Annotated in this window: 12 protein-coding genes; 6 read left to right on the forward strand and 6 right to left on the reverse strand. The window is 73.9% G+C overall.

The annotated features are described in order from the left end of the window. Position 1: 1 nt before the first annotated feature. From CCE01nite_RS22360 to pknB, 5 genes are read left to right on the forward strand one after another with little or no spacing between them, the layout of a single operon-like run. A complete protein-coding gene (locus CCE01nite_RS22360; RefSeq protein WP_052103337.1) occupies positions 2-1,312 on the forward strand; it encodes a Stp1/IreP family PP2C-type Ser/Thr phosphatase in 1,311 nt (436 codons plus the stop codon). Beyond that, positions 1,312-2,805, forward strand: coding sequence for an FtsW/RodA/SpoVE family cell cycle protein (locus tag CCE01nite_RS06080; protein ID WP_034624605.1), 1,494 nt, complete (start codon positions 1,312-1,314; stop codon positions 2,803-2,805). Before CCE01nite_RS22360 ends, CCE01nite_RS06080 begins: the two co-directional genes overlap by 1 nt. Continuing rightward, on the forward strand, positions 2,805-4,265 hold the full coding sequence (locus CCE01nite_RS06085) for a peptidoglycan D,D-transpeptidase FtsI family protein (protein WP_034624609.1): 1,461 nt from the start codon (positions 2,805-2,807) through the stop codon (positions 4,263-4,265). Before CCE01nite_RS06080 ends, CCE01nite_RS06085 begins: the two co-directional genes overlap by 1 nt. Beyond that, positions 4,262-5,785, forward strand: a complete 1,524-nt coding sequence (locus CCE01nite_RS06090) for a serine/threonine-protein kinase (protein WP_141372083.1) — start codon at positions 4,262-4,264, stop codon at positions 5,783-5,785. Before CCE01nite_RS06085 ends, CCE01nite_RS06090 begins: the two co-directional genes overlap by 4 nt. Then, a complete protein-coding gene (gene pknB, locus CCE01nite_RS06095) occupies positions 5,785-7,806 on the forward strand; it encodes a Stk1 family PASTA domain-containing Ser/Thr kinase (RefSeq protein ID WP_034626455.1) in 2,022 nt (673 codons plus the stop codon). Before CCE01nite_RS06090 ends, pknB begins: the two co-directional genes overlap by 1 nt. 115 nt (positions 7,807-7,921) lie before the next feature. Here pknB and CCE01nite_RS06100 read toward each other — a convergent pair whose 3' ends face one another. From CCE01nite_RS06100 to CCE01nite_RS06110, 4 genes are read right to left on the reverse strand one after another with little or no spacing between them, the layout of a single operon-like run. Beyond that, on the reverse strand, positions 7,922-8,557 hold the full coding sequence (locus CCE01nite_RS06100) for an aminodeoxychorismate/anthranilate synthase component II (RefSeq protein ID WP_034626457.1): 636 nt from the start codon (positions 8,555-8,557) through the stop codon (positions 7,922-7,924). Then, positions 8,554-8,718 carry a hypothetical protein gene (locus tag CCE01nite_RS21240; protein ID WP_157464167.1) on the reverse strand — a complete coding sequence of 55 codons (165 nt, stop codon included), beginning with the start codon at positions 8,716-8,718 and terminating at the stop codon, positions 8,554-8,556. The genes CCE01nite_RS06100 and CCE01nite_RS21240 overlap by 4 nt, the downstream gene beginning before the upstream one ends. Beyond that, the gene (locus CCE01nite_RS06105) at positions 8,715-9,521 is read right to left on the reverse strand and encodes a class E sortase (protein WP_034626461.1); all 807 of its coding nucleotides are present in this window, start codon (positions 9,519-9,521) and stop codon (positions 8,715-8,717) included. Before CCE01nite_RS06105 ends, CCE01nite_RS21240 begins: the two co-directional genes overlap by 4 nt. Further along, positions 9,518-10,339, reverse strand: a complete 822-nt coding sequence (locus CCE01nite_RS06110) for a DUF881 domain-containing protein (protein WP_052103646.1) — start codon at positions 10,337-10,339, stop codon at positions 9,518-9,520. Before CCE01nite_RS06110 ends, CCE01nite_RS06105 begins: the two co-directional genes overlap by 4 nt. A gap of 101 nt (positions 10,340-10,440) precedes the next feature. Between CCE01nite_RS06110 and CCE01nite_RS06115 the strand changes: the two genes are divergently transcribed. Next, complete coding sequence (locus CCE01nite_RS06115) at positions 10,441-10,686, forward strand: cell division protein CrgA (RefSeq protein WP_034626463.1); 246 nt, start codon at positions 10,441-10,443, stop codon at positions 10,684-10,686. Positions 10,687-10,947: 261 nt separating this feature from the next. On the opposite strand, the gene CCE01nite_RS06120 is transcribed toward CCE01nite_RS06115, so the two are convergent. Together CCE01nite_RS06120 and CCE01nite_RS06125 are read right to left on the reverse strand one after the other, a co-directional pair. After that, positions 10,948-11,811, reverse strand: coding sequence for a rhomboid family intramembrane serine protease (locus CCE01nite_RS06120; RefSeq protein ID WP_052103648.1), 864 nt, complete (start codon positions 11,809-11,811; stop codon positions 10,948-10,950). A gap of 17 nt (positions 11,812-11,828) precedes the next feature. After that, complete coding sequence (locus tag CCE01nite_RS06125) at positions 11,829-12,368, reverse strand: peptidylprolyl isomerase (protein WP_034626517.1); 540 nt, start codon at positions 12,366-12,368, stop codon at positions 11,829-11,831. Positions 12,369-12,520 lie beyond the last annotated feature (152 nt).

A 12,520-nucleotide genomic window follows, 5' to 3' on the forward strand; every position in this document is an offset into this window, starting at 1 on the left:
CGTGAGCATCGCGCTGCGGTACGCCGCACGGTCCGACGTGGGCCTCGTCCGGTCCAACAACCAGGACTCCGCCTACGCCGGACCTCACCTGCTGGTCGTCGCGGACGGCATGGGCGGGCACGCGGGCGGCGACGTCGCGTCGTCGGTCGCGGTCGCGGCGTTCGCCCCGCTCGACGGGGAGTCGCACGGGCCCGACGACGCGCTCGACGAGCTCGAGCACGCCCTGGACGCGGCGCGCGACGAGATCGTGGCGCGCACGCAGGCCGACCCCGAGCTGAGCGGCATGGGGACGACCGTCACGGCGATCCTGCGCGCGGGCAACAAGCTCGCGATGGTCCACCTCGGCGACTCGCGCGGCTACCTGCTGCGCGACGGCGTGCTGAGCCAGGTCACGACCGACCACACGTTCGTCCAGCACCTCGTGAACACCGGCAAGATCACGCCCGAGGAGGCCGAGCACCACCCGCAGCGCTCGGTCGTCATGCGGGTGCTCGGCGACTTCGACCCGGACGTCGCACCGGACCTGTCGGTGCGCGAGGCGCGCCCGGGCGACCGCTGGCTGCTGTGCTCCGACGGGCTCTCGGGCTTCGTGAGCGCCGACACCATCGCCGAGACGCTGATGGGCCTGCAGGACGTCGACGTCTGCGCGGACCGGCTCGTGCAGCTCGCGCTGCGGGCGGGCGGCGGCGACAACGTCACGGTCGTGGTCGCGGACGTCGTCGAGCTCGACGACGTGCCGGACGGCGGCGGACCGACGACCGCGGCGAGCGTCGTGGGCTCGGCGGCCACCTCCCGCCACCGCCCGACGGCCGCGGCGGACAGCCCCTCGGCGCGCGCCGCGACGCTCGCGAAGAAGGTGGCCGCCGCGCAGGCGGCGGGCACCGACGCGGACGACGACTCCGACCCCGCGGGCCTCCTGCTCCCGGCGGGCGCGGCCGGCGACGAGGACGACGACACCGACGAGGTGGACCCGCGCCGGCGCCGCCGCGTCAAGGTGCTCGCCTGGTTCCTGTCGCTGCTGCTGCTCGCGGTGCTCGGCGTCGCGGGCTACCTCGGGTACCAGTGGACGCAGACGCAGTACTTCGTCGGCGCCGAGGGCGGGGACGTGGTGATCTACCGCGGGATCCCGCAGAACATCGGCCCGATCACGCTCTCGACCGTCGAGGAGCGCGGCGACGCGCGCATCGACGACCTGCCGCCGTACGTCCGCGAGCGCCTCGACCAGAACATCCAGTCCGACTCGCTCGACGACGCCCGGCACCGGGTCCAGCTGCTCGAGCAGTCCGCTCGTGAGAACGCGGCGACGGACTGATGGCCACGATCCAGCCGCATCGGGTGCGCCCGGGGCGCGGCGTCGAGCTCGCGCTGCTCGTGCCCGCCCTGCTCATCGGCCTCGCCGCGTACGCGCTCACGGGCCTCGGCGTGACCGGGGAGCTCCCGGGGAACGTCGTCGGCTACGGCGTCGGGATGGCGGCGCTCGCGCTGGGCCTGCACGTGGTGCTGCGCTGGCGCGCGCCGTACGCGGACCCCGTGATCCTGCCGGTGGCGATCGCGCTCAACGGCATCGGGCTCGCGATGATCTACCGCATCGACCTCGGGATGGTCGCGCGCGGGCGTGAGCAGGACTTCGCGACGCGGCAGCTCGGCTGGACGACGTTCGCGCTGCTGCTGGCCGCCGGGGTGCTCGTCGTGCTGCGCGACCACCGCACGCTGCGCCGCTACACGTACACGGCGATGGTCGTCGGCCTCCTGCTCATCGTGCTGCCGCTCGTGCCGGGCCTCGGCGTCGAGATCAACGGCGCGCGCATCTGGATCCGGCTCGGCGGCTTCTCGCTGCAGCCGGCCGAGATCGGCAAGCTCGTGCTCGCGGTGTTCTTCGCGGGCTACCTCGTCACGAACCGCGACACGCTCGCGCTCGCCGGGCCCAAGATCCTCGGCCTGCAGCTCCCGCGCATCCGCGACCTCGGGCCCCTCGTGCTCGCGTGGGCGGTGTCGATCAGCGTCCTCGTGCTCGAGCGCGACCTCGGGACGTCGCTGCTGTTCTTCGGGCTGTTCGTCGCGATGCTCTACCTCGCGACGGAGCGCACGAGCTGGGTCGTCATCGGCCTCGGGCTGTTCCTCGGCGGCGCGGCGCTCGCGGCGACGACCTTCGGGCACGTGGCCGCGCGGTTCGACGTGTGGCTCAACGCGCTCGACCCGGAGATCTACAACCGCGCCCCCGGCGGCTCGGGGCAGCTCGTCGGTGGGCTGTTCGGGCTCGCGGGCGGCGGGCTGTTCGGCACCGGCTGGGGCAAGGGGCGCCCTGACCTCGTGCCGTACGCGGAGTCGGACTTCATCGTCGCGTCCCTCGGCGAGGAGATCGGCCTGACCGGGCTGCTCGCGATCCTGCTGTGCTACCTCGTGCTCGCGGAGCGCGGCCTGCGCACGGCGATCGGGGTGCGCGACGGCTTCGGCAAGCTGCTCGCCGGCGGTCTCGCGTTCGTCGTCGCGTTCCAGTGCTTCATCGTCGTCGGCGGCATCACGCGGATCATCCCGCTGACCGGCCTGACGACCCCGTTCCTCGCGTACGGCGGCTCCTCGCTGCTCGCGAACTGGATCATCGTCGCGCTCCTCCTGCGGATCTCCGACGACGCGCGCCGCCCGGCCCCGGACCTCGTCACCGGTCCCCCGCCCGGCACCACGACCGCGCCGCTGCCCGTGCGCACGCCCGGCTCCTCGCGCGCCGGTGCGCCGCGCCGCGAGGGCGAGCCGGAACCCAGCGCCGACCCGACCGAGCGCATCGCCGGCCCCGGGGGGGTGCGCTGATGAACACCCCGCTGCGCCGCCTCGCGACCGTCGTCGTCGCCATGTTCGTCGTCCTCATGGGCGGCGCCACCTGGGTCCAGTTCGTGCAGGCCGACGCGCTCAACAACGACGGCCGCAACGTCCGGACGCTGTACCGCGAGTTCGGCCGGGCCCGCGGACCGATCGTCGTCGGCGGCGAGGCGATCGCGTCGTCCGCCCCGGTCGACGACGCGTTCAAGTACCAGCGCAGCTACGCGAACGGCGAGCTCTACGCGCCCGTGACCGGCTTCTACTCGATCGTGCACCGCGGGACGATGCTCGAGCAGGCCGAGAACGACGTGCTCAACGGCCAGGCCGACTCGCTGTTCCTCTCGCGCCTGCAGGACCTCATCACGGGCAAGCAGCCGCAGGGGTCGTCGATCGAGCTCACGATCAACCCCGCGGCGCAGCAGGCGGCGTGGGACGCGCTCGGGGACCAGCGCGGCGCGGTCGTCGCGCTCGACCCGACGACCGGGGCGATCCTCGCGCTCGTCTCGAAGCCGTCCTACGACCCGAACCAGCTCACCACGCACGACTCCGCCGCGGCGAACGCCGCGTACCAGGCGCTGCTCGGGGCCGAGGGCGACCCGCTCGAGAACAAGGCGCTCCAGGGCCCGACCTACCCGCCGGGCTCGACGTTCAAGCTCATCACGGCGGCGGCCGCGCTCGAGTCGGGGCGCGCGACCCCCGAGTCGGTGCTCACGGCACCCGACGAGCTGCCCCTCCCCCAGACCAGCGCGACCGTCAAGAACTACGGCGGCTCGTCGTGCGGCTCGGGCGGTCAGACGACGCTCGCCGACGCGCTGCGGGTCTCGTGCAACACCGCGTTCGCGCAGCTCGGGCTCGAGCTCGGGGCGGACGCGCTGCGCGAGCAGTCCGAGAGGTTCGGCTTCGGCAACGACGAGCTGTCCGTGCCGATCCGGGTCGAGCCGAGCGAGTTCCCCGACGAGGTCAACGCGCCCAACACCGCGTTCTCGGCGCTCGGGCAGTACTCGGTCCGCGCGACCCCGCTGCAGATGGCCATGGTCTCCGCCGCGATCGCGAACGAGGGCGAGCTCATGACGCCGTACCTCGTGCAGACGGTCCGCACGGCCGACCTCGACGTCGTCCGCGAGGCGGACCCGCGCCGGCTGTCGCAGGCCGTCTCCCCGACGACCGCCGCCGCGCTGCGCGACATGATGGTGGGCGTCGTGCAGAACGGCTCCGGCAAGGCCGCCCAGATCTCCGGCGTGCAGGTCGCGGGCAAGACGGGCACCGCGCAGACGGGTCGCGAGGAGGAGTCGCCGCACGCGTGGTTCACCGCGTTCGCCCCGGCCGACGCCCCGCGCGTCGCCGTCGCCGTGGTCGTCGAGAACGGCGGCGCGGTCGGCAACGAGGCGACCGGCGGCAAGGTCGCTGCGCCCGTCGCGAAGGCCGTCATCGAGGCGGTGCTGGGCCAGTGAGGGCAGCAGCGGGTGTCGTGCTCGGTCAGCGGTACCGCCTCGTGCGGGAGATCGCGGTCGGCGGCATGGGCGAGGTGTGGGTCGCGCACGACGAGTCGCTCGCGCGCGACGTCGCGATCAAGGTGCTCCGCGAGGAGTTCGCGGGCGACCCCAACTTCCTGTCCCGGTTCCGCACCGAGGCCCGCAACTCCGCGGCGCTGTCCCACCAGAACATCGCGCAGCTCTACGACTACGGCGAGCAGGAGGGCTCCGCGTTCCTCGTCATCGAGCTCGTGCTCGGCGAGCCCATGAGCGACCTGCTCGAGCGTGAGCCCGTGCTGCCCCCGCGCAAGCTGCTGCCGATCCTCGCGCAGACCGCCCGCGCGCTGCACCACGCGCACGACGCCGGCGTGGTGCACCGCGACGTCAAGCCCGGCAACATCCTGCTCGGGCGCGGCGGGCGCGTGAAGATCACCGACTTCGGGGTGTCGCTCGCGACGAACCAGGTGCCGATGACCGCGACCGGCATGGTCATGGGCACCGCGCAGTACCTCTCCCCCGAGCAGGCCGTCGGGCAGCCCGCGACGCCCCACTCCGACCTGTACTCGCTCGGGATCGTCGCGTACGAGGCGCTCGCCGGGAAGCGCCCGTTCACAGGCCCGACGGCGGTCGACATCGCCGTCGCGCACGTCAACGCGCCCGTGCCCCCACTGCCGGCTGCGATCGACAAGCGGCTCGCCGGCATCGTCCTGAGCCTGCTCGCGAAGGACCCGCGCGACCGCCCGCCGTCGGCCGCGCAGCTCGCGCGCATCCTCGACGAGATGGTCGAGCGCACGCCCGCGACCGGCGTCGCCGTCGTCGTCCCCGCCCGCCGCTCCTCGGGCCGCGGCGGGACGACGATGATCGCGCCCGGCGCCGACGTGCGCGTCGTGCCGCCCACGCAGCAGCCCGGGCCCCGGCGCGCCGCCCCGCCGCCCGCCGCCGCCAAGCCCGCCGCCGCCAAGCCCGCCGTCGCGAAGTCCCCCGCCGCGCCCGCGTCGATCCCGCCCGCGCCGCACGGCCACCCCGCGGACGACGACGGCCACCCGCCGTCCTACCCGCCGCGCCGCGAGCTGCGGGACGCGACCGAGGTCCGCCGCACCGCCGGCACCCACCGGGCGCCGACCCGCGCCGGGTGGATCACGTCGACGACCACCGGGAACCGCCTCGGGAAGCTCGGCCGGCTGACCTGGCCGCTCGTCGCGCTGGTCCTGCTGGTCGTCGCGCTCCTGGGGGCGGCCCTGGCCGATAGGCTCACCGGCGCCGAGGGCGGCTCTCCCCCGGGCGAGCCCGCGCTGGGCGCGACCGGCACGACGAGGACGATCACGACGACGGTCCCGCGGGCCCCGGCGACCGGGACCGACGCGGACGCCGGCACCCCCACGGCGGCCGTCCGCCCCGGATACGCTCTCCGGGACGGCCTCGATGGGATGATCACGGAACGTGCGCGGGTTGCCGACAGGGCAGCAGGCACGTGGACGACGACAGCGAAGGACGCCTAGTGGTGGACGACGGATCCCGGATCCTCGGTGGACGGTACGAGGTCGGTGAGCTGATCGGTCGCGGCGGCATGGCCGAGGTGCACATCGGCCACGACACGCGGCTCGGCCGGACCGTGGCGATCAAGGTGCTGCGCTCGGACCTCGCACGCGACCCCTCGTTCCAGGCACGGTTCCGCCGCGAGGCGCAGGCCGCCGCGTCGCTCAACCACCCGGCGGTCGTCGCGGTCTACGACACCGGCGAGGACCTCGTCACCGAGCCGTCGGGCGTCGTCGCGCACGTGCCGTTCATCGTCATGGAGTACGTCGAGGGCCACACGGTCCGCGACATCCTGCGCGACGGCAACGCGGTCCCCATCGAGGAGGCCGTCGAGATCACGGCCGGCGTCCTGTCGGCGCTCGAGTACTCCCACCACGCGGGCATCGTGCACCGCGACATCAAGCCCGCGAACGTCATGCTGACCCCGACCGGCGCGGTCAAGGTCATGGACTTCGGCATCGCGCGCGCCGTCGCGGACTCCGCGGCGACCATGACGCAGACGCAGGCGGTCATCGGCACCGCGCAGTACCTGTCCCCTGAGCAGGCGCGCGGTGAGACGGTCGACACGCGCTCCGACCTGTACTCGACGGGCTGCCTGCTCTTCGAGCTGCTGACCGGGCGCCCGCCGTTCGTGGGCGACTCCCCCGTCGCCGTGGCGTACCAGCACGTCCGCGAGGCCGCCCCGGCGCCGAGCATGTTCGCCGCGGACGTCCCCGACTCGCTCGACCGGATCACGCTCAAGGCCCTCGCCAAGGAGCGCGACTCGCGCTACTCGACGGCCGCCGAGTTCCGCTCCGACCTCGAGGCCGCCGCGCGCGGGGGCCACGTGGGCGCTCCCCCGGTCGGCGCGCTCGTGCCCGCCGGCGCGAACGACGACGCGACGCAGGTCTTCGGCGCCGCCGGCCCCGCGACGACCCAGCTGATGCCGTCCGGGCCCGCGCCCTGGGCGCCCACCGGCCCGGGCACGAGCGTGCTGCCCCCCACGGGTGCGGCGACCGGTGCCGCCGCCGAGGACGACGAGCCGAAGAACAAGCGCTGGCTCATGTGGACGCTCATCGCGGTCGCGGTGCTCGCGGTCGCCGGGATCATCGCGCTCATCGCGGCGAACGCGGCGAACAACGACGGGCCGGAGATGGTCGCCGTCCCCGCGATCGTCGACATGCCCGCGCCGCAGGCCAAGGTCGAGATCGAGGGCGCCGGTTTCCTCTGGGACCAGGAGGAGGTCGAGTCCGACACCGTCGCCGAGGGCAACGTCGTCTCGAGCACGCCGGCCAGCGGGAGGGAGGCACCCAAGGGCTCCACGGTGACCGTGCAGGTCTCGACCGGCCCCGACACCGCCACGGTCCCGGACGTCACCGGCCTGACGCAGGACGCGGCGCGCACGCAGATCGAGGCCGCCGGTCTGACCGTCGGCACGATCACGCCCGAGGACAGCGCCTCGCACGCCAAGGACCGGGTCACCAAGACCGAGCCCGCGGCCAACACGTCGGCGAAGGCCGGGTCCGCCGTCACCGTGTTCATCGCGAGCGGCAACGTCGTCGTCCCCGAGCTCGTCGGGCTGCCGCAGGCCGACGCGGAGAAGGCTCTCGCCGACCTCAGCCTGAGTTCCACGACCGCCGAGAAGGAGACGAACGAGCAGCCCCCGGGCACGGTCGTGAGCCAGAGCCGGGCCGCGGGCGACCTCGTCCCGCAGAACTCGTCGGTGCGCCTCGAGGTGGCCGTCGCCCCGACCGCCCTGCTCGTCCCCGAGGGCCTCGTCGGTCAGTCGTGGGACCAGGTGAGCCGCACGCTGTCCGGTCTGGGCCTCCAGCCGCAGCGCCGCGACGTCGACAGCGACCAGCCGAAGGACTCGGTCATCAAGACCGACCCGACGCAGGGCGACGAGGTCGAGCCGGGCCAGGTCGTCGTCGTCGACGTCTCGCGGGGTCCGCGCGGCGGTCAGCCGAACCCGAACCCGTCCGTGACGGTGCCGGTGAACCCCTGACCGAGGGCGCTCAGCACACGACGAAGGCTCCGCCCCGCGAGGGGACGGAGCCTTCGTCGTCGGTGCCGTGTCGGGCGGAGCCGCGCGCGGCACCGTGCCGGGCGGCGACCCGGTCCTACGACCGCACGAGCGGGTGCAGCCCCTCGGACCGCGCGACGGCGTCGGCGTCCCCGCACACCGCCAGCCAGTTCGCCAGCAGCCGGTGCCCGCCCTCGGTCAGGACGCTCTCGGGGTGGAACTGCACGCCGTGCAGCGGCAGCGTGCGGTGCTGCAGCCCCATGACGACGCGCCCGTGCGCCGACCCGACCTCGGCCGTGACCTCGAGCTCGTCGCTGACCGTCCCGTCGACGACCGCGAGCGAGTGGTACCGGGTCGCGGTGAACGGCGTCGGGAGCCCGGCGAGCACGCCCGCGCCGTCGTGCTCGACGAGGCTCGTCTTGCCGTGCATGAGCTCCGGTGCGTGCGTGACGGTGCCGCCGAAGACCTCGCCGAGCGCCTGGTGCCCGAGACAGACCCCGAGCATCGGCGTCTCGCTCTCCGCGCAGTCCCGGATGACCTGCATGCTCGCGCCGGCCTCCGCGGGGGTGCCCGGTCCGGGCGAGATGAGCACGCCGTCGAACCCGGCACGCTCGTCGACCGGCGGGACGGCGTCGTTGCGCACGACGACCGTCTCGGCGCCGAGCTGGTTCAGGTAGCCCACGATCGTGAAGACGAACGAGTCGTAGTTGTCGACCACCAGGATCCTGGTCATCCCTCACCCACAGTCGTGTCGTTGAACGGCATGAACGGCGCGATCGCCGGGAACACCCACAGGAAGCACGCGGCGAGCACGGCCAGCGCCGCGACCGTCAGGATCGCGGCCCGCACGGGCGCCGGGCCCGGCAGGTGCCGCCACAGCCACCCGTACATCATGCGCCTCCGACGAGCTCGGCCGGGATGCCGTCCGCGACGGGCGCCCAGTAGTCGAGGGTGCCGTGCACGATGAACCGCTCGCGGGCGGAGAACATCGGGTGGCACGTGGTCAGGGTGATGAAGCGCTCGGTCGGCGCGGCGCCCGGGTCGCCGGGGACGGGGGCGACGACCTCCGTCTGCGCGGGCGTCACGACCTCGGTCGACGTCACGCGGTACACGTACCAGGTTTCGGCGGTGCGGACCACGAGCGGGTCGCCGGTCTGGAGCTCGGCGACGCGGTTGAACGGCTTGGCGTACGTCGTGCGGTGGCCGGCCATCGCGAAGTTCCCGACGGCGCCGGGCATCGCGGTCCCCGGGTAGTGGCCGATGCCGAGCACGTCGAGCACGCTCTCGCGCTCGACGCCCTGGCTGATCGGGCGCTCGGGCTCCCCCGCCCACCGCGGGACCCGGATCGTCGCGAACGTCGTCGCGTGGTCGGGCTCGGCGGCCACGGGCGGCTCGTCGCGGCGCGGCGCGGCGACGACGGGGCCGACGGGCTCGGTCGGTCCCTCGGTCGCGTCCGGCGTGGGGGCCGTCGGGGCGACGTCCCAGTCGAGCTCCTGCACGATCTCCGCCTGCGCGCGGTTGCCGACGACGTCGGTCCACCACAGCTGCCAGACGAGGAACGCGAGCAGCAGCACGCCCACGGTGATGAGCAGCTCACCCAGGACGCCGAGGATCCCGAACGCCGTGGTGTGGCCGCGCGACGACGTGCTCGACCGGCTGTGCCGGGGGTTCGACCGGGTCGGCGTCGCGACGCTCACGCCGACCCGCCCGTCCGGCGGGCCGTGTCCCGCGCCGCCGCGGTCCCGCCCTCGTCGGGCAGCCCGGGCAGCACCTCGGTGCCCTCGGGGACGCGCGCGTACTCGAGCTCGGTCGCGCCCTCGTACGCGGGCAGCGTCAGCGGCTCGGGTGCGACGGTCACCGACCAGCCGAGGCCGACCGCGTCGACGTAGCGCAGGTAGTTCTGGATCTCCGGGGACGCGTAGAGCGCGCGGCGCAGCGCGGCCGGGTCGCCGACCGCCCGCACGACGTACGGCGGCGAGTACGGCTGGCCGTGCAGCGAGAGGACGTTGCCGATGCACTGGAACGCGCTCGTCGAGATGACGCGCTGGTCCATGAGGCCCATCGCCTCGGCGCCGCCCGCCCACAGCGCGTTGATGACGGCCTGCAGGTCCTGCTGGTGCACGACGAGGTCGTCGGGGCGGACCGACGTGGGGCGCGGGGCGTCCGCGGGTGCGTCCTCGAGCTCGACGACGAGCCCCGGTCCGGTCACGGGCACGAGCCCCGCCTCGAGCTCCTCGGCCGGGGCGAGGGGCTCGATCACGATCCCGTCGAGCTCGGCCTGCGCGGCCGTGAGGCGCTCGACGTCGGAGCGCAGCGTCGCGACCTCGTCGAGCAGGACGCCGAGCCGGCGCTCCTCGACCTCCACGAGCCCGGCGAGGTCCTGCGGGTGCCGCTCCCCCGTCGTCCGGGCCAGCCGCGCGTTCGCCGCGAACAGGGCCCCCGCCAGGGCGAGGACGAGCGCGACGGACAGGGTGCCGCGCGCGGCACGGGCAGCACGGTGCGGGTGGTCGGGCACGCGTGCTCCTCTCCGGCGATCTCGCCACTACGCTAAGCCACATTCTGGCGGGTCGGTGCCGACGTGCCCCGGCCTGCCGTACCGCTGGAACAGGAGCAGCCGTGCCCGAGTCGAAGAACCGCAAGAAGGAGGGCTACACGCCTCCGCCCGCCGCGAGCGGCCCGAAGGTGAGCCCGCCGTGGCTCGTGCCCGTGATGCTCGGCCTGATGATCCTCGGCCTCGTGTGGATCGTCGTCACCTACATCATGCGTTCGGAGTACCCCGTCCCGGGCATCGGGCAGTGGAACCTCGCGATCGGCTTCGCCCTGATCCTCGCGGGCTTCTCGCTCACGACGCGCTGGCGCTGAGCCCCGCCCGGCCCTCGAGGCCGGGTGCGGCCGCGGTGCACCGGCACGGCCCGCGCGTCCACCGCGCTGTGCTGCCGTCCCGCCGGTGTGCCCGTTTCGTCCGCGCCGACAAGCGCTCCACCCACAGGCACGAGCCTGATCATGGGACGTCTGCAGCGCTCTGACCTGCGCTGGCGCATTCTTCGTCCCCAGCGGTGGACATCTCTGTGGACAACTACACGCGTGTAATTCACCACCTGTGCGGAACGTTGGGGAAATCGGTCAAACCAGGGCGTACTTGCCGACCGCCAGAAGGACGAGCAGCAGCCCGAGCAGCACCGTCGCACCGACCGCGACGGCGCCGCGCCGCTCCTTCGGGGCGTAGGCGAACGCCGCCGCGAGGGCCGCGCCGGCGACGAGCCCGCCGAGGTGGGCCTGCCAGGCGATGTTCGGCACCACGAACCCGATGACGATGTTGAGCCCGATCACGACCGCGATGCTGCGGACGTCCCGTCGCATCCGGCGCATCACCACGAACACAGCGCCGAACAGCCCGAACACGGCGCCCGAGGCACCGACGGTGAGCGTCACCCAGGAATCCTCGAGCGGCGACGCGAGCAGCAGCACGCCCACGGACCCCGCGACGGCGCTCAGGCCGTACAGGGCGGCGAACCGGGCCCGGCCCAGGGCCTGCTCGAGGAACGGCCCGACCATCCACAGCGCGAGCATGTTGAAGACGATGTGGATGACGCCCGTCGGCGAGTGCAGGAACGCGACGGTGAGGAACCGCCACGGCTCGAGCTCGCCGCCCGCCGGCCAGAACCCCCAGCGCAGCGTCCACGTCGGGTCGACCTGCTGGAGCAGGAAGCTCACGACGCACGCGGCGATGATGCCGATCGTCACGACCGGGCGGCCCGCACGGACCGTGCCGCCGAAGACCGTCCGGTTCGCCGGCGCGGCGCGCGCGGCCTCCGCGACGCAGTCGACGCACTGCACGCCGACAGCAGCCTGCCGCTGGCACTCCGGGCACGTGGGGCGGCCGCACCGCTGGCAGCGCACGTAGGACACGCGGTCCGGGTGGCGCGGGCAGACGGGCGGACCCTCGGGCGGTCCGGTGGGCGCAGCGGCAGGCTGGTCGGCGCTCATGCGGTGATCAGGACCGCTCAGTCCTCGATCGTGACCGAGCTGATGACGACGTCCTCGACCGGGCGGTCGCCGCGGCCCGTGGGCGTCGCGGCGATCGTGTCGACGACGGTGCGGCTCGCGTCGTCGGCCACCTTGCCGAAGATGGTGTGCTTGCCGTTGAGGTGCGGCGTCGGGACGACCGTGACGAAGAACTGCGAGCCGTTGGTGCCACCGGCCTTGCCCGTGATCGGGTCGCGGCGCAGGCCGGCGTTCGCCATCGCGAGCAGGTACGGCTCGCCGAACTGGAGCTCGGGGTGGATCTCGTCGTCGAAGCTGTAGCCCGGGCCGCCCGTGCCGGTGCCCAGCGGGTCGCCGCCCTGGATCATGAAGCCCGGGATCACGCGGTGGAAGACGACGCCGTCGTACAGCGGGGCGCTGCTCTCCGCGCCGGTGCGCGGGTCCTTCCAGGCCTTGCTCCCGGTCGCGAGGCCGGTGAAGTTCTCCACCGTCTTCGGCGCGTGGTTCGGGAAGAGCTCGATCCGGATGTCACCGGCGGTCGTGTGCAGAGTCGCGAACATGCCGCCCATCTTCCCACGCAGCGCCGCGCGTGCGCGGGGAGGTCGGCGGCCACCGGGCGGCTGCGAGCGGGCCGGCGGGGCGTCGACCGGGCGCTGACCCGGGCAGCGACCGGGGGAGGGCCGAGGGGTACGCCGGCGGCGAACACCCAGGC

It is taken from the genome of Cellulomonas cellasea (assembly GCF_006538745.1).
Classification (GTDB): domain Bacteria; phylum Actinomycetota; class Actinomycetes; order Actinomycetales; family Cellulomonadaceae; genus Cellulomonas_A; species Cellulomonas_A cellasea.